Source organism: Devosia geojensis (assembly GCF_000969415.1).
Classification (GTDB): domain Bacteria; phylum Pseudomonadota; class Alphaproteobacteria; order Rhizobiales; family Devosiaceae; genus Devosia; species Devosia geojensis.
In genome coordinates, this window is sequence record NZ_JZEX01000061.1 from 105,060 (window position 1) to 126,307 (window position 21,248).

The 21,248-nt window shown below is 66.4% G+C and carries 22 protein-coding genes and 1 riboswitch; of the genes, 9 read left to right on the forward strand and 13 right to left on the reverse strand.

The features are described from left to right. Nucleotides 1-39 precede the first annotated feature (39 nt). Nucleotides 40-2,202, forward strand: a complete 2,163-nt coding sequence (locus VE25_RS06510) for a hypothetical protein (RefSeq protein WP_152664529.1) — start codon at nt 40-42, stop codon at nt 2,200-2,202. Between the two features lie 343 nt (nt 2,203-2,545). On the opposite strand, the gene VE25_RS06515 is transcribed toward VE25_RS06510, so the two are convergent. Genes VE25_RS06515 through thiB form a run of 3 tightly spaced genes read right to left on the reverse strand, consistent with a single transcriptional unit; the run spans nt 2,546 to nt 5,820 of the window. Then, nucleotides 2,546-3,178 carry an ATP-binding cassette domain-containing protein gene (locus VE25_RS06515; protein ID WP_046107783.1) on the reverse strand — a complete coding sequence of 211 codons (633 nt, stop codon included), beginning with the start codon at nt 3,176-3,178 and terminating at the stop codon, nt 2,546-2,548. Next, nucleotides 3,165-4,772 carry an ABC transporter permease family protein gene (locus VE25_RS22925; RefSeq protein ID WP_052731774.1) on the reverse strand — a complete coding sequence of 536 codons (1,608 nt, stop codon included), beginning with the start codon at nt 4,770-4,772 and terminating at the stop codon, nt 3,165-3,167. Before VE25_RS22925 ends, VE25_RS06515 begins: the two co-directional genes overlap by 14 nt. Before the next feature lie 43 nt (nt 4,773-4,815). Then, on the reverse strand, nt 4,816-5,820 hold the full coding sequence (gene thiB, locus VE25_RS06525) for a thiamine ABC transporter substrate binding subunit (protein WP_046107784.1): 1,005 nt from the start codon (nt 5,818-5,820) through the stop codon (nt 4,816-4,818). A 95-nt stretch (nt 5,821-5,915) separates the two neighbouring features. Next, nucleotides 5,916-6,014, reverse strand: a riboswitch (TPP riboswitch). Nucleotides 6,015-6,041: 27 nt separating this feature from the next. On the opposite strand from thiB, the gene VE25_RS06530 reads away from it, so the two are divergent. Beyond that, nucleotides 6,042-6,731 carry a thiamine diphosphokinase gene (locus VE25_RS06530; RefSeq protein ID WP_052731775.1) on the forward strand — a complete coding sequence of 230 codons (690 nt, stop codon included), beginning with the start codon at nt 6,042-6,044 and terminating at the stop codon, nt 6,729-6,731. Nucleotides 6,732-6,826: 95 nt separating this feature from the next. Beyond that, a complete protein-coding gene (locus VE25_RS06535) occupies nt 6,827-7,105 on the forward strand; it encodes a hypothetical protein (protein ID WP_046107785.1) in 279 nt (92 codons plus the stop codon). 69 nt (nt 7,106-7,174) lie between these two features. Here the strand turns inward: VE25_RS06535 and rpoH are convergent, their stop codons facing one another. Together rpoH and VE25_RS06545 are read right to left on the reverse strand one after the other, a co-directional pair. Then, nucleotides 7,175-8,059, reverse strand: a complete 885-nt coding sequence (gene rpoH / locus VE25_RS06540) for an RNA polymerase sigma factor RpoH (RefSeq protein WP_046107786.1) — start codon at nt 8,057-8,059, stop codon at nt 7,175-7,177. A 554-nt stretch (nt 8,060-8,613) separates the two neighbouring features. After that, the gene (locus VE25_RS06545; RefSeq protein ID WP_046107787.1) at nt 8,614-9,639 is read right to left on the reverse strand and encodes an RluA family pseudouridine synthase; all 1,026 of its coding nucleotides are present in this window, start codon (nt 9,637-9,639) and stop codon (nt 8,614-8,616) included. On the opposite strand from VE25_RS06545, the gene VE25_RS06550 reads away from it, so the two are divergent. Then, nucleotides 9,638-9,991, forward strand: a complete 354-nt coding sequence (locus VE25_RS06550; protein WP_046107788.1) for a DUF6476 family protein — start codon at nt 9,638-9,640, stop codon at nt 9,989-9,991. The two genes, VE25_RS06545 and VE25_RS06550, sit on opposite strands and share 2 nt — an antisense overlap. Nucleotides 9,992-10,056: 65 nt before the next feature. Here the strand turns inward: VE25_RS06550 and VE25_RS06555 are convergent, their stop codons facing one another. Together VE25_RS06555 and VE25_RS06560 are read right to left on the reverse strand one after the other, a co-directional pair. After that, the gene (locus VE25_RS06555) at nt 10,057-11,217 is read right to left on the reverse strand and encodes a hypothetical protein (protein WP_046107789.1); all 1,161 of its coding nucleotides are present in this window, start codon (nt 11,215-11,217) and stop codon (nt 10,057-10,059) included. A gap of 148 nt (nt 11,218-11,365) precedes the next feature. After that, nucleotides 11,366-11,938: a DUF1134 domain-containing protein gene (locus tag VE25_RS06560; protein ID WP_046107790.1), complete on the reverse strand. Its 573-nt coding sequence runs from the start codon at nt 11,936-11,938 to the stop codon at nt 11,366-11,368. 146 nt (nt 11,939-12,084) lie between these two features. On the opposite strand from VE25_RS06560, the gene VE25_RS06565 reads away from it, so the two are divergent. The 3 genes from VE25_RS06565 (at nt 12,085) to VE25_RS06575 (ending at nt 13,705) form a co-directional block, all read left to right on the forward strand. Then, nucleotides 12,085-12,540 carry a YHS domain-containing (seleno)protein gene (locus VE25_RS06565; RefSeq protein WP_046107791.1) on the forward strand — a complete coding sequence of 152 codons (456 nt, stop codon included), beginning with the start codon at nt 12,085-12,087 and terminating at the stop codon, nt 12,538-12,540. Nucleotides 12,541-12,610: 70 nt separating this feature from the next. Continuing rightward, a complete protein-coding gene (gene chpT / locus VE25_RS06570; RefSeq protein ID WP_046107792.1) occupies nt 12,611-13,276 on the forward strand; it encodes a histidine phosphotransferase ChpT in 666 nt (221 codons plus the stop codon). Nucleotides 13,277-13,345: 69 nt separating this feature from the next. Then, a complete protein-coding gene (locus VE25_RS06575) occupies nt 13,346-13,705 on the forward strand; it encodes a response regulator (protein ID WP_046107793.1) in 360 nt (119 codons plus the stop codon). A gap of 27 nt (nt 13,706-13,732) precedes the next feature. Here the strand turns inward: VE25_RS06575 and VE25_RS06580 are convergent, their stop codons facing one another. Together VE25_RS06580 and ctrA are read right to left on the reverse strand one after the other, a co-directional pair. Beyond that, complete coding sequence (locus VE25_RS06580) at nt 13,733-14,599, reverse strand: alpha/beta fold hydrolase (protein WP_046107794.1); 867 nt, start codon at nt 14,597-14,599, stop codon at nt 13,733-13,735. A gap of 165 nt (nt 14,600-14,764) precedes the next feature. Further along, the gene (gene ctrA / locus VE25_RS06585) at nt 14,765-15,466 is read right to left on the reverse strand and encodes a response regulator transcription factor CtrA (RefSeq protein ID WP_046107795.1); all 702 of its coding nucleotides are present in this window, start codon (nt 15,464-15,466) and stop codon (nt 14,765-14,767) included. Between the two features lie 427 nt (nt 15,467-15,893). Between ctrA and fliI the strand changes: the two genes are divergently transcribed. Together fliI and fliJ are read left to right on the forward strand one after the other, a co-directional pair. Next, nucleotides 15,894-17,231, forward strand: a complete 1,338-nt coding sequence (fliI, locus tag VE25_RS06590; protein ID WP_046107796.1) for a flagellar protein export ATPase FliI — start codon at nt 15,894-15,896, stop codon at nt 17,229-17,231. A 49-nt stretch (nt 17,232-17,280) separates the two neighbouring features. After that, nucleotides 17,281-17,691: a flagellar export protein FliJ gene (fliJ, locus tag VE25_RS06595; RefSeq protein WP_046107797.1), complete on the forward strand. Its 411-nt coding sequence runs from the start codon at nt 17,281-17,283 to the stop codon at nt 17,689-17,691. Nucleotides 17,692-17,747: 56 nt separating this feature from the next. On the opposite strand, the gene VE25_RS06600 is transcribed toward fliJ, so the two are convergent. From VE25_RS06600 to VE25_RS06615, 4 genes are all read right to left on the reverse strand, one after another. Further along, nucleotides 17,748-18,218: a PRC-barrel domain-containing protein gene (locus tag VE25_RS06600; RefSeq protein ID WP_160299957.1), complete on the reverse strand. Its 471-nt coding sequence runs from the start codon at nt 18,216-18,218 to the stop codon at nt 17,748-17,750. 95 nt (nt 18,219-18,313) lie between these two features. Then, nucleotides 18,314-19,021, reverse strand: a complete 708-nt coding sequence (locus VE25_RS06605) for a PRC-barrel domain-containing protein (protein WP_052731776.1) — start codon at nt 19,019-19,021, stop codon at nt 18,314-18,316. A gap of 329 nt (nt 19,022-19,350) precedes the next feature. Next, nucleotides 19,351-19,797, reverse strand: a complete 447-nt coding sequence (locus tag VE25_RS06610) for a GNAT family N-acetyltransferase (RefSeq protein ID WP_046107799.1) — start codon at nt 19,795-19,797, stop codon at nt 19,351-19,353. A 41-nt stretch (nt 19,798-19,838) separates the two neighbouring features. Beyond that, nucleotides 19,839-21,074: an ROK family protein gene (locus VE25_RS06615; RefSeq protein ID WP_152664530.1), complete on the reverse strand. Its 1,236-nt coding sequence runs from the start codon at nt 21,072-21,074 to the stop codon at nt 19,839-19,841. Between the last annotated feature and the right edge of the window lie 174 nt (nt 21,075-21,248).

Here is a 21,248-nt window from a genome sequence, read left to right on the forward strand (position 1 = left end):
GTTTACAAGTTGGCGGCAATTGTGAGTACCAAGTAGCCGATGGCGGATTACAGAGAGCTGTTGCGCAGGGCGATCGGCGCCCTGCCGGAGAACAACGGGGCTGCGCGCCGTGCCGTGTACGAGAAGGCGCGTACGGCCCTTGTCGGCCAGTTGCGCGCCATCACTCCGCCGCTCCCGGCCCGCGAAATCACCCAGCACCGCCTGCAGCTCGAAGATTGCATCCGCGAGGTCGAGCAGGAGGCGAGCGAAGCCGTCATCAAGCTCGGCCGCGCCCAGCAGCCCGCGATGCGCCGGCTCGACACCTCGCCCATCGCTCCGTCCCGTCCCGCTCCACCACCGCCGCCCGTCGAGGAGCCGCAACCGGTCGCGCAGGCGCCCGAGCCTGTCGTCGAGGAAGAACCGCCTGTCGAGACCGAGCCGCCCGCGAAGGCCGAGCCTCCGATTGCCGCCGAACCTCCGCCTTCCGCTGCAGCCGAGGACGAGGCAGCCGCGGGGCAATCGATCGAGGATATCATTGCGGCCGCCGAGGCGGACACCGCCCCGCAGGCGGAGGAGCCTGATCAGCCCGCCGAGGCCGAGGCAGAGCCTCTGCCGGAATCGAAGGTCGTCGAGCTGGACTCCCGCAAGCTGGAGCCGCCGCCGGTAGGCGAGCCGCCCGAGGCCGAAGAGCCGGTCGGGACCGAAGAACCCGAAAAGAACGAGAAGCCCGGAAAACCGGCAGAGGAGCCGCTGCCGGCCCGGCCCGGCCTACGTCTCTTCACGTCCAACCGCAAGGCTGAGCCCGCGCCGGACCCGGCGCCGCGCGCACCGGCGGTCGAGACGCGAAGCGAGCCCTTCCGCATCGCCGCCATTGCCGGCGATACGCCAGCCGCGGCGAGCGGGCGGGTCGAGACGACGATGGGCGGGCAGGCTGCGGCCCGCAAGTCCGCGCCCGATTTCGAGCCGCTGGTGGTCGTCGAGGACCAGCCGGTCGAGGCGGCGCTTTCCAGCGTTCGGGAAGTCGAGGTCGAGCCGGCCGACAACAGCGAGACCCGCGAGGCGGAGGGCGCCATTTCGCGCGCCATCGAGACGCTCGATCGGGCCGCGCGTGGCGAGGCCCTGCCGGAACCCGAGGCGGCCGCCGCCAGCGAGCCGGCCGCCGAGACGCGCCGCGAGCGGAGCGATCTTGCCGCCGACCGCGAGGATGCCGATTTCGAGCCGGCTGTCGAAGGGCGGGCCAGCAGCGGGCTGACCATTTTTCTCGTCGTTTTCGCCTTGCTTCTCGCCGGCGCCGGTGGCGGCGGGTATTGGGCGTGGCGCGAGGGATATATCGATCTCGACCAGATGTTCGGCCGCAGCACCGCGACGGCGCAGGCCCAGCCCGCCGAGCAGCCGTCGCCGGCCGATGGAGGCCCGACGGCCGGCAACGATCCGGCCCAGCCCGCGCCCGAGCTCACAGGCCCCGGCAATACGGCGACCGAAACGGCCGCGGCCGAGCCGGCAACGGCGCTGCAGGGGATCGTCAACGAGGACAGGCTCGAGCCGACGCCGGAACCCGAGGTTCCCTCGGCGGACGAAGAAGGTCCTGCCGCCGAGGACCCGCTTGCCGACGAGCGGCTGCCGAGTTCCGATGGCGACGTGGCGCTTGCCGACGATCCGTCCGCTTCCGTCGATCCGGCGGTGCTTGCCGGCAGCCAGTCGTTGCTGCTGGAGGCGTCCGATGACGGGCGCACCGGCGCCGTGCCGTTCTCGGGAACGGTGGAATGGAGCCGCGGCGTCGACGAGGTCGGCATGCCGACGCTGATCGCCCAGGCCAACATTCCCGCCCGGAACCTCGGCGTCGAGGTCACCATCCGCCGCAATGCGGACCCGAGCCTGCCCGCCAGCCACCTGATGGAGATCGACTTCGACGTCGCCGATACCTTCGCGGGCGGCGGCATCTCGAGCCTGCCCGGCGTGCTGCTCAAGAACGAGGAACTGGCGCAGGGCCAGCAGCTCGTCGGCGCCTCGGCGCGTGTCGTCGGCAACTCGTTCCTCTTCGCCTTGAGCGCCTCCGAGCAGGACGCGGTCACCAATCGCAGCCTGCTGGGCTCGCGCAAATGGATGGACCTGGCTGTCATCTACGCCACGGGCAAGCGCGCGATCATCACCCTCGAGAAGGACGACGAGGCCGAGAGCCTCTTCACCGAAGTTCTCGCCGAGTGGGACTCGGCGGGGAACTAGATCCCGCGCTATCCGATGGAACGGGAACGGTCCTGGTGTGCAAGCACCAGTTTCTCCGGCGTCATCGCCCGCTTCAAGCGGGCGATCCAGCTGCGTCGCGTCGGCGGCGCGTAGGGATCTTCCCTCCGACAGACGCCCGCATGAAGCGGGCGATGACGACTGAGCCTGACAAGGGAACGCCTCGTGCTGCTTGGAGGATTAGGTTGTGTGGACAGTTAGGTCAGGGTGAGCCGAAAAGGGTGGTTTTTGAGAACCGGCGCGCAGCGTACGTTGGGGTACGTGAGCACCGGAAGCGCAGAAAACCGCCCTTTGCAGGCCGCCATCACCTAAATGTCCACACAACCTAGGCCATCTCCAGCTTTCCGCCGACGATCCTGTATTGCCGGCTCGCCAGCGCCTCGACGTCGTCGCGATAGTGGCTGACGAGGATGGTGATCCATCCATGCCGCTCGGTCAGCTCGCGCACCAGCGCGCGGATGACCGTTCTGGTGTGGTCGTCGAGGGCGGAGAAGGGCTCGTCGAGCAGCAGCACCTTGCGGTCGCGCAGCAACGTTCGGGCCAGCGCCACGCGCTGCTTCTGCCCGCCGGAAAGGGTCGAGGCGCGCTGCCGGCCGATGTCCTTGAGGCCCGCCTCGGCGAGGGCCTGGGCGATGCGGCCGGCTGCATCCGGGGCACCAGGCGGCAGCCCGAGGCCCACATTGCGTTCGGCCGAGAGATGCTCGAAGAGGCTTTCCGACTGCAGGAGCAGGGAAACAGGACGTTCCTCGGGCGGCAGCGGCACGAGGTTCCGCCCGTCGAGCGTGAGGCTGCCGGAGGTCGGCGCGAGGAAGCCGGCGACGAGATCGAGCAGCGTCGACTTGCCCGAGCCCGACGGGCCCGAGATCGCGGTGATCTGGCCGGGTGCGGCTTCCATCGAGAAGGCATAGGGGCTGGCCTGTCCGGGATGGGCGTAGGTCAGGCGGTCAAGCACGAGCATGGGCAAGTCTTTCCAGCAGCCGCGGCAGGCCGACGAATGCCACGGTGACGAGGACGAGGAGGATGGCGGCGATGGCCGCGGCGTCATTGGAGCGATAGGAGCCGAGCGCGGCATACATCATCAGCGGCAGGGTGGAGAAATCCTGGGTGCCGAAGAGCGCGATGACGCCGAGGTCGCCCAGCGAGAAGCAGAAGGCGAGCGCCAGCGCGACACCGAGATCACGCCCGAGGAGCGGGTACTCGATGGCGCGGAACTGGCGCGAACCCGAGAGTCCCAGCGAACGGATGAGCTTGCCGCGGGTGCGCGCGATGGCATCGAGCGGGGGGCCGAGCGTTGCCGCGACGAACGGAAGGGAAAGGAGCGCGTTCGCCACCACGACGACGAAAGGCGCCGCCGTACCCGGTGCGATCCCGGCGTTACGCACCAGCAGGAAGAAGCCGAAGGAGAGCACCACTGCCGGCACTGCGAGGTAAGCGAAAACCGGCAGGCCGAGGGTGGTGCGCAGCAATGGGATGTCCGTCGCCGCCCGCCCCATGCCGAGGGCGATGGCGAGGGTGACGCTAAGCAGCGCCGAGCCCGAGCCGATGGTCAGGCTCGTCGCAGCCGATCGCCAGAAGGTCGGCTGGCCCAGAACGCCGAAGCCCGCCGCCAGCCCGTCCGCCAGCACCGCGAGCAGCGGGGCGACGAATGCTACGAGGCAGATGGCCAGCAGCAGCCACTGGATCGCCTGGGCTGCCGGTCGATCGCGCCAGCGCTGCCCGGCCGAGGGGCCGAGCGCCGTCGGAACGGGGGGAAGCGCCGAGGCGGCAAGGATCACCAGCGAGCAGGCGGCGATCTGGACGAGGGCGAGCAGCACCGCGCCGCGCAGGTCGAAGTCCTGCCGTACCGCGGCATAGATGGCGACCTCCAGCGTCTGGTTGGCCGGCCCGCCGCCGAGCAGCAGCACGATGGGGAAGCTGGTGAAGGCGATGAGGAAGATGATCGCCGCCAAGCCGGGAATCGTTCCGGCGATCGCCGGCCAGTCGATGAGCGCGAAGCGCCGCAGGGGCCCCAGCCCCAGGCTCTGGCCGATCTTGAGGCGTGCATCGGGTATGGCGTCGAGCCTTGCGAGCAGCACGCGCGCGGCGAACGCGGCGTCAAGCACCACATGGGCGAATAGAATCCCGCCGAGACCGAAGGCGATGTTGCCGATCGGCGCGCCGAAGAGGGCTTCCGATGCCCGGTTGAACCAGCCGTTTCGGCCCCAGACCGACAGCAGCCCGAAGGCGACGACGATGCCGGGGGTGACGATGGCGGCCGAGAAGAGGCCCACCACCAGCCCGCGTCCGGGAAAGCGCAATCGATTGAGACACCAGGCGAGCGCGATGCCGACGATGAGCGAGAGGATGGTGGTCAGTCCCGCCTGGATGCTGGTCATCCGCAGAAGGTGCCAGATGTCGGCGCGCATGGGCGCTGTCGGCTCGCCCGCCGCCGCGGCGAGGATCGCGCCGAGCACCGCCGCGATCAGCAGGCCGATGGCGCAGGCGAGAAGGACAGCCGCGCGTATCCGCCAGGGGCGGGGCGGCAGGTGAGCGGAAATCGATGCGGTGCTCATGGTTGGGTCGCCGGGGCGAAATGCCCCGGCACCTCGTTTGTCGTTACTGCACCGCCGCCAGCATCTCGTCGATCCAGGCGCGCGAGTTGGCGGTGATCTCCTCTTCGGGCAGCGTCAGGGTCTTTTCCGGCTGCGGAAGCGTGGCGAACACGGGATCGAGCTCGTCGCCGAGATCGACGACCGGGAACATCCAGTTGGTGGTGGGGATCACCTTCTGCCCGTCGGGTGAGGCGAGATAGGCGAGGAACTGGCTCGCCAGCTCCTGCTGGTCGGAGGATTTGAGGATCCCGGCGACCTCGATCTGCGGGAAGTGCCCCTCCTCGAACAGCGCCGCCTTGATGGTCTCGTCGCCGTCCTCGATGATGTGGTAGGCGGGCGAGGTGGTGTAGGAGAGGACCATGTCGACCTCCTCGTCGAGGAAGAGCGAATAGCTTTCCGACCACTCGCGGGTGACGGTGAGGATATGGGGGCGCAGTCCCTCCCAGATCTCAGCCGCCCGGTCGCCATAGGCGGCCTTGACCCAGAGCACGAGGCCAAGGCCGGGCGTTGCCGAACGCGGGTCCTGGATGGCGATCTTGATGTCTTCCGGCAGCGCGATCAGCTCCTCGAAGGATCTGGGCGGCTCCGGCATCATGTCGGTGTCGTGCATGAAGGCGAAGTGCGAATAGTCGACGGGCACGAACTGCGCGTCGGTCCACTCGTTGGGCAGCGCGAGGTTGTCGAGTGCCAGCCCGTGGTCGGCGAAGAGCCCGGTGGCGCGCGCCTCTCCGGCAACGGCTGTGTCGAGGCCGACGATGATATCCGCCTGCGTCGTCTCCCCTTCGAGCTGCACGCGGCGCAGCGTTCCGATCGAGGAATCGGCGGCGACCCAGTTCACAGTGCAGCCGCAGGTTTCTTCGAATCCGGCCTTCAGCGGCACGCCCGGCCCCCATTCGGAGGCGAAGCCGTCATAGGTGTAGATGGTGAGGGTGGGCTTGTCCTGCGCGAGGGCCGCCGTAGAGGCGAGCCCGGCAAGGACCGCAAGCGCCAGACGGGTGACGTTGACCATGGGTCAATCCCTTTCGTGGCGGAACGCGTTGTCGCGTTCCAGTTGCGGCCACACGGGAAGGGGGAATGCGCGTCAAATGGTGGGGCGCGCGAGCGCCCTTGCCATCTCGAACTTCCTCCGCCAGCATGACCTGGTTCAGGTTCAATGGGTAACTCTCAGCTCCGGCTGCAACCGGAACACCCCAGCGAGACGCGCAAACACATAAAGAGAGTTGTTGCACCGTGCAAGATGCAAACCTGGATTCGACCCCGCTGGTCTTTGACGACGTCTTGGTGATCGTGGGAGGCGGCACGGTCGAGGTGCCGCTGCTTCAAGCCCTCTCGCATGAGGGGGCGCGGCTCGTCGGCGCCGATGGCGGGGCGGACGCGATCATGGCCGCCGGCCTGGTGCCGGACGCCGTCATCGGCGACCTCGATTCGGTCTCCGATCCCGAGGGCTGGCCCGAACCCACCCGCGTCCTCCACATTTCCGAGCAGATCACCACCGATTTCGAGAAATGCCTTTATTCCACCCGCGCGCCGGTGACGGTGGCGCTCGGCATGACCGGCAAGCGCTTCGACCACACGCTCTCGGCCATCAGCGCGGCGACGCGCTTTGCGCGCGAGCGGGCGATCATCCTCGCCGACGAGCACGATGTGGCACTGGCCCTCAGCGGTCCCTTCCGCTTCTCGGTCACGCCAGGCGAGCGCGTCTCGATCTATCCGCTGGCGCCCATCGATTTCCTCTTTTCCAAGGGCCTCCTCTATCCGCTCGACGGGCTGCACCTGGAGCAGGGCGGACTCATCGGCACGTCGAACGAGGCGGTTGAGCGCGAGGTCGAGATCGTGCCGAAGGGCGACACGCCCTGGCTCCTCATCCTCGAGAAGTCGCACCTGGGCACGCTCATCTCGGCGTTGCAGGCGGACGCCTGAAGCCGGGCTGAACGGCCCGTTCAACGCCGTTTCAGCCGAGGTCTGCGACAAGGAACCCAGCCGGCGTGACCGGCGACAAGAGAGGGGTTCCGAAAATGTCGTTCAGCAGATCCGCAGCCATCGTCCTCACGCTCGCCTGTGGCCTCGTCGCGGGCAGCGCGCAGGCGAACGAAGTTAGCCAGCGTTCCGGCCTTTCCGAAAGGGCGATCATCATCGTCGGCGGCAAGGGCGAGACCGTCAGCCTCAACCCGCAACCGCTGCCTCCCGGCATCGAGAAACAAGGGCTTAACCCACAGCCCCTGCCGCCCGGCTTCACCAATCCCTGGGTGCGCCAGGGCCTCAATCCGCAGCCGCTGCCTCCGGGCCGGTTCTGAGGGCGCAAAAGAAAATCGCCGCCCGGCGGGTGCCGGACGGCGAGTCTGCTTTGGAGATCGTAATGGACGTCAGGCCGCTTCGCCGGCCCGTTCGCGCGCAGCGTGCTGCACTGCGTCCTGGACCTTTTCGAACGCGCGCACCTCGATCTGGCGGATGCGCTCGCGGCTGACGTCGTATTGCTGGGCCAGCTCTTCGAGGGTCGCCGGATTGTCCTGCAGGCGGCGGGCCTGGAAGATGGCGCGCTCGCGTTCGTTGAGGACGTCGAGGGCGTTGGTCAGCAGGCCCATGCGCTCGTCGAACTCCTGGCTCTCGCCGAGAGTCGTCTCCTGATCGGGCGTATCGTCCACCAGCCAGTCCTGCCACTCCGACGAACCTTCGTCGGCGCGCATGGGCGAGTTGAGCGACGCGTCCCCGGAGAGGCGCGAGTTCATCGAAACGACCTCGTCCTCGGTGACGTTGAGGGTCGTGGCGATCTGCTTGATCTGGTCGGGATGGAGCGAGCCATCCTCGAGCGCGGCGATCTGGCCTTTGACCTTGCGCAGGTTGAAGAACAGCCGCTTCTGGGCGGCGGTAGTGCCGATCTTGACCAGCGACCAGGAGCGCAGAACGTATTCCTGGATGGCGGCGCGAATCCACCACATGGCGTAAGTAGCAAGGCGGAAACCCTTGTCCGGTTCAAAACGCTTGACCGCGTGCATGAGGCCCACATTGCCCTCGGAAATGACTTCCGAGATCGGCAGGCCATACCCGCGATAGCCCATGGCGATCTTGGCCACGAGCCGCAGGTGGGACGTGATCAGTCGCTGGGCGGCGTCCGGATCCCCATGTTCCTTGTAACGCTTGGCCAGCATGAATTCTTCGTCCGGTTCCAGCATCGGGAACTTGCGGATTTCCTGAAGATAGCGGCTCAAGCCTCCGTCCGAGGAGAGGACGGGCAGATTGGACTGGGCCATAGGCGCACCCCTTTCATTTCCCCCGCATGGCGCGGGCAGACATATCGGCCTCCATCCGTAACGGCATGGAGACCGATCTGGATGCTTATATAGGCGCGAAAACGGAAAATTTAAGAGCGAGCGAAGTTACAAAACGTTCATGTGAACAAGAGGGTTCCATCGCTTCGTCCGCAGCGCCATCCGCCGCCTGCCACCCGGCGAAAGCCGGAAATCAAGTTGAGGGGCACTGTTTATCCCTACCCACCGGCTGTCATCCCGGCGAAAGCCGAGACCCAGTACACACTGGCTTGCCGGCTCTCGCGCGCCGCCCCACCATCTCACGGATTACTCCCACACAAGCGGGAATCTCCGTTCAAAACCGCACCCGCGCCGTTTACTGGGTCCCGGCTTTCGCCGGGATGACAGCCGTGGGTAGGGCAGGTACGTGCCACCAGCACCATCCGCCTCCCTCCCCTTGTGGAGAGGGATTGAGGGTGGGGGTGGTTCAGTAAGCCACCGATGGACCCTCAGCCCCTGCCTCGGGGGAGGGGAGCAGCGCCGCGCCCCCCTCAGCGTCACCCCCGTCCCGGTAGCGAGCGATCATACGGCGCCAGCGCATCGTCCAGCGCCTGCAGGTCTGCCGGCAAGGGACTTTCGAACATCATCTCCTCACCGGTCGCCGGATGCTCGAATCCGAGTTCGGCTGCGTGCAAGGCCTGGCGCCCCAACGCGCGGATCGCCTCCTGGGCTTCCTGCGGCAGGCGATTGATCTTGGTTGCAAACCCGGGTGCATAGACGGGGTCGGCCACGAGCGGGTGGCCGATATGGGTCATGTGCACGCGGATCTGGTGGGTGCGGCCCGTTTCCAGCTCGCAGCGCAGCCGGGTGACGTCCCAGCCCTCCTCGCCGAACCGCGCTTCTACCGCGTAATGGGTGATGGCTTCGCGCCCGTCGCGACGCACGGCCTGCTTCAGCCTGTTGTGTTGGTCACGCCCGAGCGGGGCGTCGACCGTGCCGGTCGCAGTCTGCGTGAACCCCCAGGCATAGGCGATATAGGCGCGGTGGAGGGGGCCTGTGCGGCCATGGTCGGCGAACTGGGCGGCGAGCTTGCGCATCGCCCGCTCGGTCTTGGCGACGACCATGACGCCCGAGGTGTCCTTGTCCAGCCGGTGGACGATGCCGGGACGCTTCACCCCGTTGATGCCCGGCAGGCTGTCGCCGCAATGGTGGAGCAGCGCATTGACCAGGGTGCCGCCGGGGCTGCCGGGCGCCGGGTGCACCACCATGCCGGCCGGCTTGTCGACGACGATGAGGTACTGGTCCTCGTAGAGCACGTCGAGCGGGATTGCCTCGGGCTTTGGGGCGGAGTCTTCCGGTGGCGGGGCGACAAGAACGATTGTCTCGCCGGCCTTCACACGATAATTGGGCTCATCGACGGTCTTGCCGCCGATGGTCACGGCGCCTTCGAGGATCAGATCCTTGATGCGGCTGCGGCTCAAAAGGTCGTGGGCTTTGGCAAGAACCGCATCGAGCCGCGCGCCGGCGGTCTCGCCGTCGATCACGACCTCGACTTCCATCTCTTCAACGGGCAGTTCCTGCATGAGCGATCCTTCCACCGACAGCCGCGCTTCCGAAACCAAGCCAGAGGCGCTCACCCCCGAGGCGCAGGCGGTGCTCAAGCGCGCGCGGCGCTCGTTCGGTGTGTCTGTCGGCATTCTGTTGCTGGGCTTTATGGCGATTGCCTTCGCCCTTGTCTATCGCGTCATGCGCGACGCTCCCCCGCCGGCCGTGGCCGAGGTGGTGACGCTTCCGGCCGGAGCCGAGATCGTCTCCTCGCTCGTTGCCGATGGGGCGATCAACGTCACCTACCGGGTCGGCGGACAAACGGTGCTGGCACTCTACGATCCCGCGAGCGGGGACCTCATCCGCCAGATCGGGTTGGAGGCGGAGTAGGGCGTCGGGCGCATTTCCAGCGCTTCGCGCCACCTCCCCACAAAGGGAGAAGGGAAGAGGAGCCCTCAGCTTCCGAGGATCTCGCTCAGTGCCGCCATGCGGTCGGAAAGCTTGCCCTGCGTCTTGGGCGGCCTTGCCGAGCGCGCGGGCTTGGCGGGCAGGGTGTCGACCTTGACGCCGTCGTCGGCGAAGCGTTGCACGCGATCGAAGAGGCTTTCTTCTTCGCGCGCCGGATCCTGGCCTTCAGCCGCATAGACGATGCGGCTGACGTCCGCGGCGATGTCGCCGAGCTGCTCGCGCAGGGCCGTCTTGTCGGCGCGCCCCTCGGCCCAGTCTGCAAGCACCGTGCTCTCGATGTTGTCGATGCGGGCGCGCAGCACGCCGAGCTGCTCTTCGAGGTTGAGGGTCTCGGCCAGCGGTCGCTCGGCGAATTTTCCCGTTTCCGCAAGGAGGGCGTTGAGCCGCGTTTCGGCGCTGGCGATGGTGGCCTCGGCGGCGACCAGTTCGTCGGCGTCTGGCTTGCCGTTGGGCCGAGCGAGCGCGCGGCGCATCTCGGCGATCGCGGCGGCCCGCTCGCTGCGGCGGTTGGTGGATTCGAGCCGCTCGATCAGCGCCGTCGCCTGCTCTTCGAGGAACCGCGCGCGCTTGCGTTCGATGGCGAGGCTCGCGGCGAGCCGTCCCGTATCCTCGTCGTAGTCGCCCGAAAGCTCCCGCACCGCATCGCCAGTCGCTTCCGGCAGGTCGGCGGCCAGCGCCGCGCGCAACTGCGCGAGCTCGGCTACCCTCGCCGCCACGTCGCGATCGCGTATGCGCAACCGCTGGGCAAGGTCGGCCGTCTCACGCTCGTACTCGGCGACGCGTGCGCGCAGGTCCGCCACGCGCGTTTCCAGTTCCCGGGTGATCTCGGCGTGTTTCCCGCGCTCGGCCCGGATGCCGGCGAGATCGGTCTCGCGCGTGCCGGCCTCGCTCAACTGTTCGGCGAGCTTGCCGCGAAGCTGCTCCACCTGCATTTCGAGCCGACGCGTCGTCAGGGCGAACTGGGCGCGCAGCTGGTCCTTGTCGGCGCGCAGCTCCGCCATGGTCATGGGGGTCGCCGCCTCGATCCGGCGGCGGGTCAGGCGGACCGCGCGCCGCCAGACGGCGGGCAGCACGATCAGCGCCAGAAGGGCGGTCACCAGCGCCCCGAGGGCGAAGTACATGACGTTCTCGATGAGCATACCCAGCATCGGCCGGCCAACCGGCCTCTCCAGCCCTTTCGGCGTCGATACGCGCGCCTTAAGCCGACAAATAGCGCTTATTTCATCGCCGTGCCAAGGCCGCCGGCGCGTCGTGGCGTCCACAGGCGGCTTTCACCATTGAAAAAATGGTGATCGCTCAGAACGGGTTCCAGGTCGGCTCGGGGGTGAACTTGAGGTAGCCCACATTGATGCCCAGCCGCGCACCGACGCCGGAGCGGATCGGCACCATCACCACGTTCCTGTCCTTGATGACGGTCATGCCGAAGCCGCCCACGATATAGGCCGAGCCATCGACGCCCGGGAAACGGCCGAAAACGTCCTGGACGGTCGAAAGATTGTAGACCAGCATCATGACTTTCGAGCCGGCGCCGCCGATGTCGAGGCCGACGCTCGGGCCTTGCCAGAAGACGGGCATCTCGCCGGCGTTGCGGGTATAGAGCCTGCCTTCGCCGTAGCGGGCGCCGGCAAAGAGCGCGCCGCCGCCTTCCTCGCCGAGGATATAACCGTTGGGCAGGCCCATCTGGCTGACCGCCCGCTCGACGACGGACGCGAGGCCCTGCGCCGCCGAGCCGAAGAATTCGCCGCCGGCGGTGACGAGGTCTTCGCCCGAATAGGTGTCGCTCAGCGAACCGCCGCTCTGGGCAGTCGCGGCCACCGGCGCAAAGAGGGCGACCAACAACATGAATAGGGGGGCAAGGCGCTTGATCATGGTTCGTTTGTCTCCACTGGCTCGCAGTTGCGGCGCGTTACGACGACCTTAAGGTTGTCGCGCTAGGCTCGGATTGCCCCAAATCGAACCTCTGCGCGCCGATCATCGCCGACATGATGAAGCAAATCTCTAAACAATTCTTAACCATGCTCGCCTTGGTTCTGCCGCTTTTGGGGGCGGCCGGAACCGCAGGCGCCGCCTCGCTCGTCACCACCATCGTCACCGATCCGCTGACCGGCATCGCCATCGGCGGGTACGATCCGGTTTCCTATTTCACCGAGCGCACGCCGCAGATGGGGCGCGGCGATTTCGAGTATGTCTGGGCCGGCGTGCCCTGGCATTTCGCCAGCGCCGCCAATCTCGAGGTTTTCCGTCGCTCGCCTGAGATCTATGCGCCTCAATATGGCGGTCACGGGGCCATGGGGGTGGCGCGCGGCTATCTTTCCCAGGGAAATCCGCGCATCTACACCGTCTTCAAGCAGCGCCTCTATTTCTTCTATTCGCCCGCCAACCGGGAAGCGTTCCTCTTGGCCCCCGACCAGGCGGCGCTCGACGGGGAGGCGCACTGGCAGTCGCTCTCCGCGCAACTCTCGGCCCGATAGTCCGCGGGCTCGATTGCCTGACAGTCCGATCCGGCTAATGTTGGCGGATTGATTCTCTAGGAGCACCCTCATGGCCGACATCATCGAGCTCAACGCAACGGATCTGGCCGCCATGCTGTGCTCGCGGGTCTGCCACGACCTCATCAATCCGATCGGGGCCATCGGCAACGGGCTCGAGGTTCTGGGCGATCCCAACCAGACGGACATGGCCGACGGCGCGCGCGAGCTCATCGCCAGCGCCGCCAAGCAGTCGCGCGCCAAGCTCGAGTTCGCCCGGCTCGCCTATGGTGCGTCCTCGACAGCGGGCACCGACATCGACACGCGCGAATGCGAGCGCGTGGCGCGGCTCCTCTTCGAGATCGAGAAGGCCGATCTCGACTGGCAGGCTCCGCTCATCCTCCTGCCCAAGCTCAAGGCCAAGCTCTTCATGAACATGCTGCTGATCGCGGCGGGCTCCGTGCCGCGCGGCGGCCACGTCACGGCCAGGATCAGCGGCGAGGCCGGCAAGGAGGTCTTCGAGTTCACCTCCCACAGCGATCCGGAGAAGCGGCAGAAGACGCTGGTACCGTCGGGCGCGGCCGAACTTCTTTCCGGGGCTCCCGAGGAGGGGGTCGACGCACGCGGCATCCAGCCGTTCTATACCGGGCTCCTGGCGCGCATGACCGGCATGGAGATCAAGATCGGCATCGAGGACGAAAAGTTCGTTTTCACTGCCAAGCCGCGCGCTAACGGCTAGCATTTTGCTAACCATTCCGTAGCCGTTTGTGGCGATAATCGCTCCGATTTGCCAGCCGGGTGCGGTCCCATGAAGTCCTGCCTCATCGTCGATGACTCGAGCGTCGTGCGCAAGGTTGCGCGCCGCATCCTCGAGGATCTGGATTACGCCGTCGACGAGGCGGAGGACGGGCAGGAAGCCTACGACAAATGCCGGCGCGAGATGCCGGACGCGATCCTGCTCGACTGGAACATGCCGATCATGGGCGGGCTGGAGTTCCTCAAGGCGCTGCGGGCTTATGTGGGCGGCGAGAAGCCGCGGGTCGTTTATTGCACCATCGAGAACGACGTCGGCCAGATCGCCATGGCGATGAAGGCGGGCGCCGACGACTACATGTTCAAGCCCTTCGACCGGGCCTTGCTGGAAGCCAAGTTCGAGGAAGCGGCCTGAGGTCGCTTCCTCAAGGTTATCATAGACTTACATACCCATGAACGACTTGGGCGTCTCACCCTTGAGGAAGGGCTCGATCAGCGCGTGCAGCAGTTCGGGCTGGCTGATGACCGCGGTGTGCGAGGTCGCCGGCAGCACGGCGAGGCGCGAGGCGGGCAGCGGCACGCCCATGTCGCCCATACCGCCGCCGCCCAGCAGCCGGAAGAGCTCGACATTGTGCTCGAGGGTCGACACGTCCGCATCGCCGGCGATGATGAGCACGGGCGCCTTCAGCTGCTTGACGTCCTCCTCCCAGGCCATCGGCTCGTGCTCGAGTGCAATGAGCTTGTCGACGAGCGCCGGGAAGCCTTCCGGATCGGCCGCGAGCTTGCGGTATTCGTCCTCCATCGGGGTGCCGACGAACATCTCGGGCGCCATCTGCGGGATGAACTCGCGGAACGCCGGCTGCCAGCCCTCGGCGTCGTAGGCGACGGAGGCGGCGACGAGCTGATCGATCTTTTCGGGATGGCGGATGGCGAACTGCAGGCCGGCAGCCGCGCCCATCGAATAGCCGAAGACGTCGGCCTTCTCGATGCCGATGGCATCCATGAACGCGGCAACGTCGTCGGCGAGGTTGGGATAGGTGATCGGCCGGTCGATGTCGGTGGTCCGCCCATGGCCCTGGAACTCGAGGGCGATCACCTGGCGGCTCTCGGCGAGCATCGGGATGATCTCGCCCATCGTCGGGATGTTCATGTAGGCGCCGTGCAGGACGATCAGCGGTTCGCCCTCGCCATGGATCTCGTAGTACATCTGCATGCCGTTGACCTCGACGGTCTCCCCGGCGGTCTCGGACTGGGCGAAGGCGGACGTGGTCATCAGCAGGGCTCCGGCGATGATGATGGAACGGAACATGTCGTTGTCTCCTCGGAATTTCATGCAGGTCCTCGCCTGCACGTTCGCCTAGACGACGAGCATCATCGGCTGCATTCGACAAATCCGCTCCAAGATTCCGGAAAAAAGCAAAAGCCCCGCGCGACGGTCGCACGGGGCTTGCTGAAATCCGGTCGGAACGAGGGATCAGGCGCTTTCGGCCATTTCGGTCTCGTCGGGCTCACGCAGCACATAGCCGCGGCCCCAGACGGTCTCGATGTAGTTCTTGCCGCCGGTGGCGACGGAAAGCTTCTTGCGCAGCTTGCAGATGAAGACGTCGATGATCTTGAGTTCCGGCTCGTCCATGCCGCCATAGAGATGGTTGAGGAACATCTCCTTGGTCAGCGTCGTGCCCTTACGCAAGGAGAGGAGCTCGAGCATCTGATATTCCTTGCCGGTCAGATGCACGCGCTGGCCCATGACCTCGACCGTCTTGGTGTCGAGGTTGACGTTGAGGTCGCCGGTCTGGATGACCGACTGGGCGTGGCCCTTCGAGCGGCGGACGATGGCGTGGATGCGGGCCACCAGCTCGTCCTTGTGGAAGGGCTTGGTCATGTAGTCGTCGGCGCCGAACCCGAGGCCGCGAACCTTGTCCTCGATGCCGGCGAGGCCGGAGAGGATGAGGATCGGCGTCTGCACCTTGGCGACGCGCAGGGTCCGCAGCACCTCGTAGCCGCTCATGTCGGGCAGGTTCAGGTCGAGAAGGATGATGTCGTAGTCGTAGAGCTTGCCGAGGTCCACGCCTTCCTCGCCGAGGTCGGTGGTATAGACGTTGAAGCTCTCGGACTTGAGCATCAGCTCGATGCTTTGCGCAGTCGCGCTGTCGTCCTCAATAAGGAGTACCCGCATTATTATCCCCTTGCCAAACCGTTCCTGCTGGAACCCGGCGAGGCGGGGCATCCGGGACGCCGCCTCGCTTCCAACCCTACTGGGTATGACGCAACCCTAAGCCCAAATAGTTAACAAAGTTTAATTCTGATCCGCAATACGCAATCGGCGGTAACCCTGATTAATGATAACACATTGAAAAACATGGATATTACGCCAGAATTCTTCTTAAGAAATTAGTTTAAGAGTTGGTGACAACCGACTCTGTCGACTCAAGCATTCCGGGGCGGGGAGGGGAAAGGATGCGCCGAGGCGCGCGGCGGAAAAAACTTCGCCAAAACTGCCATTAGCGCTTTTTGCTTAACGTTCGGTTACCGTGTGATTCGCATTTGCGATTCGTGGAACGCAAGCCCCTACCATTCCAAGCCGGCACGGAGCCTCCAACGCCATGAAAGCCTTGATCTCGGCCATCGATGCCATCGACGATGTCGAGGTGTTCGGGCGGGTCAAGTCCGTGCAGGGCCTGCTGATCGAGATCGTCGGCCCCGTCCGCGAGCTCAAGGTCGGCGGGCGCGTTTGCGTCGAGACGGCCGGCGGGACATTGCTCTCCTGCGAGATCATCGGATTCCGCGATGGACATGCGCTCTGCCTGCCTTTCGGGCAGCTCTCGGGCGTCAGGCTTGGCTGCAAGGCGGTGTTCCAGCGCCACGCGGGCGAGGTCTATCCGTCCGAAGGCTGGCTCGGCCGGGTGATCGATGCCAATGGCGAGCCGATCGACGGCAAGGGGCCGCTGCCGGCGGGATCGCTGCCCTATGGCCTGCGCGCCGATCCGTTGGCGGCGCACGACCGGGTGCGGGTCGGCGAGCCGGTGGACCTCGGCGTGCGAGCCCTCAACACCTTCACCACCATGTGCGAGGGTCAGCGCATGGGGATATTTGCGGGCTCGGGCGTCGGCAAGTCGGTGCTGATGTCGATGCTGGCGCGCAACACGGATGTCGACGTCGCGGTCATCGGCCTCATCGGCGAGCGCGGCCGCGAGGTGCAGGAGTTCGTGCAGGAGTATCTGGGCGAGGAGGGCATCAAGCGCGTCGTCGTCGTCGTCGCCACCTCCGACGAGGCGGCGCTGATGCGCCGGCAGGCTGCGTACCTGACGTTGACGCTCTCCGAATATTTCCGCGACCGGGGCCGGCGCGTCCTCTGCATGATGGACAGCCTCACGCGCTTTGCCATGGCCCAGCGCGAGATCGGGCTGGCGATCGGAGAGCCGCCGACGGCCAAGGGCTACCCGCCCACGGTCTTCACCGAGCTGCCGCGGTTGCTCGAGCGTGCGGGACCCGGCACGCAGTCTACCGGTTCCGTTACCGGCTTATTTACCGTTTTGGTGGAAGGTGATGATCACAATGAGCCCATAGCGGACGCCGTGCGCGGCATTCTCGATGGGCACATCGTGATGGAGCGCGGCATTGCCGAGCGGGGACGTTACCCCGCGGTCAATGTGCTCCGGTCCATCTCGCGCACCATGCCCGGGTGTGTTCCGCCGCAGATGCGGCCGGTCCTGGCAAAAGCGCGCGAGTTCATGTCGGTCTATGCCGACATGGAGGAACTGATCCGGCTGGGGGCTTACCGGAAAGGGTCAGATCCGAAGGTGGACCAGGCGATCGCCCTCTATCCCGCGTTCGAGGCTTTTTTGGGCCAGGAGCGGGAAGAGACGACGACAATCTCCGAGAGCTATGTGCAGCTCGAGGCGATCGTGGCCGGAACGGCGGACGCGGGTCCGGAGGACTGAAGGGGAGCCGACGGTCCGGGTTTGACTTGATGTGTAGGGAGTACAGGTCGTGAAGTCGCGCAGCGAGAGCCTGATCCGGCTCAAGAAATTCCAGGTCGACGAGAAGCGCCGCCAGGTGGCGCAGATCGAGATGATGGCCACCGACTTCGAGCGCATGGCCGCCGAGCTCGATCAGCAGATCGAAATCGAACACCAGAAGACGGGCATCTCGGACGTCGCCCATTTCGCCTATTCGACCTTCGCCAAGGCCGCTTCGCAGCGCCGGGACAATTTGCTCGCTTCCGCCCATGACATGCGGGAAAAGCTCGAGGTCGCCCAGGATGAGCTCGCCGAGGCGATCGAGGACCTGAAGAAGGTCGAGCTTCTCGATCAGCGCGAAAACCAGCGCGATGCAGCCGAAGAGGCCAAGAACGAGCAGGCCGCCTACGACGAGATCGGGCGCCTGCGCCTGCGCCGCTGAACTTCTGGTTCCACGCCTTCAGGCCATGACCCGGTTGCGCATGATGCGCCACCGGCTCAATTCGCGTTCTCCTGCGGGCGCTGGAAGGGCGGCGCGGCGCTGAGCGCCTCGGGGGTGGTTTCCAGCACCCAGCGCGTCTCTCCATCCGGCATCTCTGTCGGCACGAGAATCTGGAAATCGACGGCGATGCTGCGCCCCGGATCGCCGAGATAGCTGCCGACATCGAGGATGACGCTGGCGATCGAACCGGACGGGCTGATGACTAGGTCCTCGATCGTGCCGATGATCTCGGCATCCTGGTCCTCGCTCGCATAGATGCTGCGCCCGAAGAAATCGAGCGCCATGATCTCGCCCGCGGCCAGCGTATGGCCCTCGGAAAGGATGGTGGGGGGCGTCAGTCCCACTGCATCGAGTTCGGTGCGCTCGCGCTCGAGATTGGAAGGCGCGGACGGTGTCGGCTGCTGGGCGGTAGCGGTCGGGGCGATCAGCGCGGCCAGCACCAGGGCGGTGATCGATTTGTTCAACATGGTCACCTTCTCAACAAGCATCCGGCCGCCGAGATGGCAGCCGGAGGGTACGCATGGGGCGAGCGCGGGGCAGAGGGACCCGCGCTCGCATGTTCCTATTGTGGCGCAGCGGGTGCCGCCGGGGCCGCCGGATCGGCGGGCGCCATGCCATCGGCAGGGGCGGCAGGCGCCATGCCGTCGGCCGGAGCAGCCGGATCGACCGGCTCATCCTCGGCCCAGACGAACTCGGGAGCAGCCTCGAGCGCCTCGGCAGTGGTCGCCAGCACCCAGCGTTCGGTGTTGTCGGCTGCTACGGTGAACTCGAGCGCGTCGAAGTCGGCCGCAACCCGTTTCTCGCCGATGCCGAGGAACCCGCCGACGCCGATGACGACGGCCTGGATCTGCCCGTCCTCGGAGAAGACGAGATCGCTGACATTGCCGATGTTCTCGGCGTCGTCGCCCGAAGACGAATAGACAGGCTGGCCGATCAGGGCAGTCGCAACGTTATCGCTGTCGGCGACCGTATAACCTTCCGAGATGTCCCAGGGCTCGTCGACCTCGGTGGTCTCAGCCGCGCCGGCTTCGACCTCCTCGCCCTCCGTCAGGTCCTCGGTGGGAGCAGCGGCATCGTCGGCCGGCGCTGCGGGATCGGCAGGTGCAGCCGGGTCAGCCGGTGCGGCAGGATCGGCGGGTGCCGCAGGATCGGCCGGAGCGGCCGGGTCCTCGGTCGCGGGCGCCTCTGGCGTTGTCGGCGCATCCTGGGCAATCACGGCGGTTCCCAGCAGCGCCGCCAGCGCGGTGGTGGTCAAAAGGGTGCGGATCATTGTAGACTCCGTTGGTTCATTGCTTGAACAGGGCCGTGCGGCGCAACGCTTGCCGGTGGAGTGCCGCGCGGCCTGTCATGTATCGTCAACGCCAGAAGGGCTCAGACGTTCCCCGGCAGTGGGATAGCTTCCAAAATGATCGGGATGGCCCGGCCAATTGAAAAGGCCGGCGCCCTTCGGCCCCGGCCTTCTCCGCCTCCCCGGCGGTATCATTGGAACGGGCCGCGCGGTGCGCGGACCCGGATCGTGGAAGACCTTAGCGGAGCCTCGATGGCGGCGCACGCGACGGTCGCCGGCGCGGTTAACGGGTTGCTAAATGGTTAACCGCGTCAGTCGTCTTGCGTGTATGTGCGCATCGACCGGTGGGGGATGCCGGCATCCATGAACTCGTCGCCGAAGGCGGTGAACCCGAGTTTTTCATAGAAGCCGAGCTTGTCGGTCTGCGCGGCCAGATAGAAGCGGTCGACGCCCTGCTGCCGGCAGTGATCCATTGCGGCCAGCATCATGGCCCTGGCGATGCCGTGGCCACGATGGTCGCGATCGACTGCCACCCGCCCGATCTTGGCGTGCTCAGGCTTGAAAACGACGCGCAGCGTCCCCACGACCTCGCCAGCGGCGATGGCGACGAAATGGGTCGCGGTCAGATCGTCGGCATCATGTTCGATCTCCTCGGGCACGTGCTGCTCGATGACGAACACCTCCCGGCGCAGGCGGAAGGCGGCGTTGCAGAGGGTGGAGAATACGGGAACTGCGAGGACGACGATATCGGCGGGCATTGTCATGAGGGCTGCATTGGTGCCACGCCCGTCCCCGCCGATCAAGCGGTCGCGGCAGCGCTGGGCAGGCTCGCGAAGTGCTCCTCGTCGAGGCGCATCAGCGTCTTCATCATCAGGCCGCGGAAGACCGCGTTCTTCTCGTCGATCTGCGGGGCAATGGCGGGCAGGCCGGCGATACGCCCGACGAGGGAGGCGGCGAGAGCCGCCTCGATCTCGGCGCGCATCAGGTGGTAGGCGCGCGCACCCGGACCAACGATGCGCACATGGGTCGCGTCGAACAGCGAGATCACGCGGGAAAGGCCGTAGCCGATGGCGCGGCCGGCCATGTTGAACGCGTGGCGCGTGTTGCGGTCGCCGGCCCCGGCCCGCGCAATGAGGCCCTCGTACTGGCTCGCCGGAACCGAGGCGGCGGGCGGGGCGGTCTCGGGCACGGAATAGGCGGCGCGCAGGATCGCGTAGTCGGCCGCATAGGCCTCGATGCAGCCGCGTGCGCCGCACCGGCAGAGCGCGCCACCTGGCAGGTGGTTCATGTGGCCGAACTCGGTGGCGCCCTCGTTGCCGCGCCCGATGGTCTCGCCGCGGAAGGTCAGGCCCATGGCGACGGTCGAGCCGATGAAGACGGTGGCAACGCTCGCGTCGCGTAGGTCCGGATCGAGCCAGCGCGAGCCTTCGGCCAGGAGCCGGCCGCGCTTGTGGAGCGTCACCGGCACGCGGAACGCGGCGGCGACGTCCTCGGCTATCGGCCGGTCGGCAAGATGCGCGATGGGCGACCATTTGAGGTGCCCGCCGTCGCGGTCGAGGATGCCCTGCACGGAGATGGCGATGGCCAGGAGCGCGCGCATCTCGCGCCGGTTGCGCTCCCGCAGCAGGGCGAGCTGGCCGGCGATGAAATCGGCGGGGGCCACATCGCGGAACTCGTCCGGGCGCAGGGGCAGTTCGAACCGGTCGATCAGCGTGCCGCCATAGTCGACGAGCGAGAACTGGGTCCGGTTGACCTCGAGCTCTATGAGGACGACGCTTCCGGCAAGGCGGTTGAACCCGATCCGTACCGCCGGCCGGCCGCGGATGCGCATCGGGTCGCTGCCGTCCTCGCGCAGCTCCGTCAGCACTCCCTGGGCCAGCATGTCCTGGCTGATGGCGGTGATCGAGGCGTGGCTGAGGCCGGTCTCGGCGGCAAGGTTGGTGCGCGCCAGCGGTCCGCACCGTCGCAACGTTGCAAGCACCAGCGCGCGGTTCTGGCGCCTTATGCTGTCGCTGTCGCTTACCGCACGAATCAAGGCAGGCACCGGGAGGCGAAGGTTGAAACGGCGTCACCCTATAGGATGACCGGGTTCATTTCGAGGTTCGCAAATGACGTTGACAGAGGAACGGGCGGCATGCCAGTTCTTTTTTCGAGCATCGAAATTAATGCTCGAGACGATGCTCCCGTCAAAGGAGCGGATGAGCATCGC

What these genes read in the sequence shown, in the direction of transcription:
- VE25_RS06545 (WP_046107787.1), bottom strand. Translation starts at nt 9,639, where the DNA reads ATGCAGGAACTGCCCGTTGAAGAGATGGAAGTCGAGGTCGTGATCGAC.
- VE25_RS22925 (WP_052731774.1), bottom strand. Translation starts at nt 4,772, where the DNA reads ATGAGCACCGCATCGATTTCCGCTCACCTGCCGCCCCGCCCCTGGCGG.
- chpT (WP_046107792.1), top strand. Translation starts at nt 12,611, where the DNA reads ATGGCCGACATCATCGAGCTCAACGCAACGGATCTGGCCGCCATGCTG.
- VE25_RS06510 (WP_152664529.1), top strand. Translation starts at nt 40, where the DNA reads ATGGCGGATTACAGAGAGCTGTTGCGCAGGGCGATCGGCGCCCTGCCG.
- VE25_RS06515 (WP_046107783.1), bottom strand. Translation starts at nt 3,178, where the DNA reads ATGCTCGTGCTTGACCGCCTGACCTACGCCCATCCCGGACAGGCCAGC.
- rpoH (WP_046107786.1), bottom strand. Translation starts at nt 8,059, where the DNA reads ATGGCCCAGTCCAATCTGCCCGTCCTCTCCTCGGACGGAGGCTTGAGC.
- VE25_RS06610 (WP_046107799.1), bottom strand. Translation starts at nt 19,797, where the DNA reads ATGCCCGCCGATATCGTCGTCCTCGCAGTTCCCGTATTCTCCACCCTC.
- VE25_RS06605 (WP_052731776.1), bottom strand. Translation starts at nt 19,021, where the DNA reads ATGATCCGCACCCTTTTGACCACCACCGCGCTGGCGGCGCTGCTGGGA.
- VE25_RS06575 (WP_046107793.1), top strand. Translation starts at nt 13,346, where the DNA reads ATGAAGTCCTGCCTCATCGTCGATGACTCGAGCGTCGTGCGCAAGGTT.
- VE25_RS06580 (WP_046107794.1), bottom strand. Translation starts at nt 14,599, where the DNA reads ATGTTCCGTTCCATCATCATCGCCGGAGCCCTGCTGATGACCACGTCC.
- fliI (WP_046107796.1), top strand. Translation starts at nt 15,894, where the DNA reads ATGAAAGCCTTGATCTCGGCCATCGATGCCATCGACGATGTCGAGGTG.
- thiB (WP_046107784.1), bottom strand. Translation starts at nt 5,820, where the DNA reads ATGGTCAACGTCACCCGTCTGGCGCTTGCGGTCCTTGCCGGGCTCGCC.
- VE25_RS06550 (WP_046107788.1), top strand. Translation starts at nt 9,638, where the DNA reads ATGAGCGATCCTTCCACCGACAGCCGCGCTTCCGAAACCAAGCCAGAG.
- VE25_RS06565 (WP_046107791.1), top strand. Translation starts at nt 12,085, where the DNA reads ATGCTCGCCTTGGTTCTGCCGCTTTTGGGGGCGGCCGGAACCGCAGGC.
- VE25_RS06560 (WP_046107790.1), bottom strand. Translation starts at nt 11,938, where the DNA reads ATGATCAAGCGCCTTGCCCCCCTATTCATGTTGTTGGTCGCCCTCTTT.
- VE25_RS06600 (WP_160299957.1), bottom strand. Translation starts at nt 18,218, where the DNA reads ATGTTGAACAAATCGATCACCGCCCTGGTGCTGGCCGCGCTGATCGCC.
- VE25_RS06555 (WP_046107789.1), bottom strand. Translation starts at nt 11,217, where the DNA reads ATGCTGGGTATGCTCATCGAGAACGTCATGTACTTCGCCCTCGGGGCG.
- VE25_RS06535 (WP_046107785.1), top strand. Translation starts at nt 6,827, where the DNA reads ATGTCGTTCAGCAGATCCGCAGCCATCGTCCTCACGCTCGCCTGTGGC.
- ctrA (WP_046107795.1), bottom strand. Translation starts at nt 15,466, where the DNA reads ATGCGGGTACTCCTTATTGAGGACGACAGCGCGACTGCGCAAAGCATC.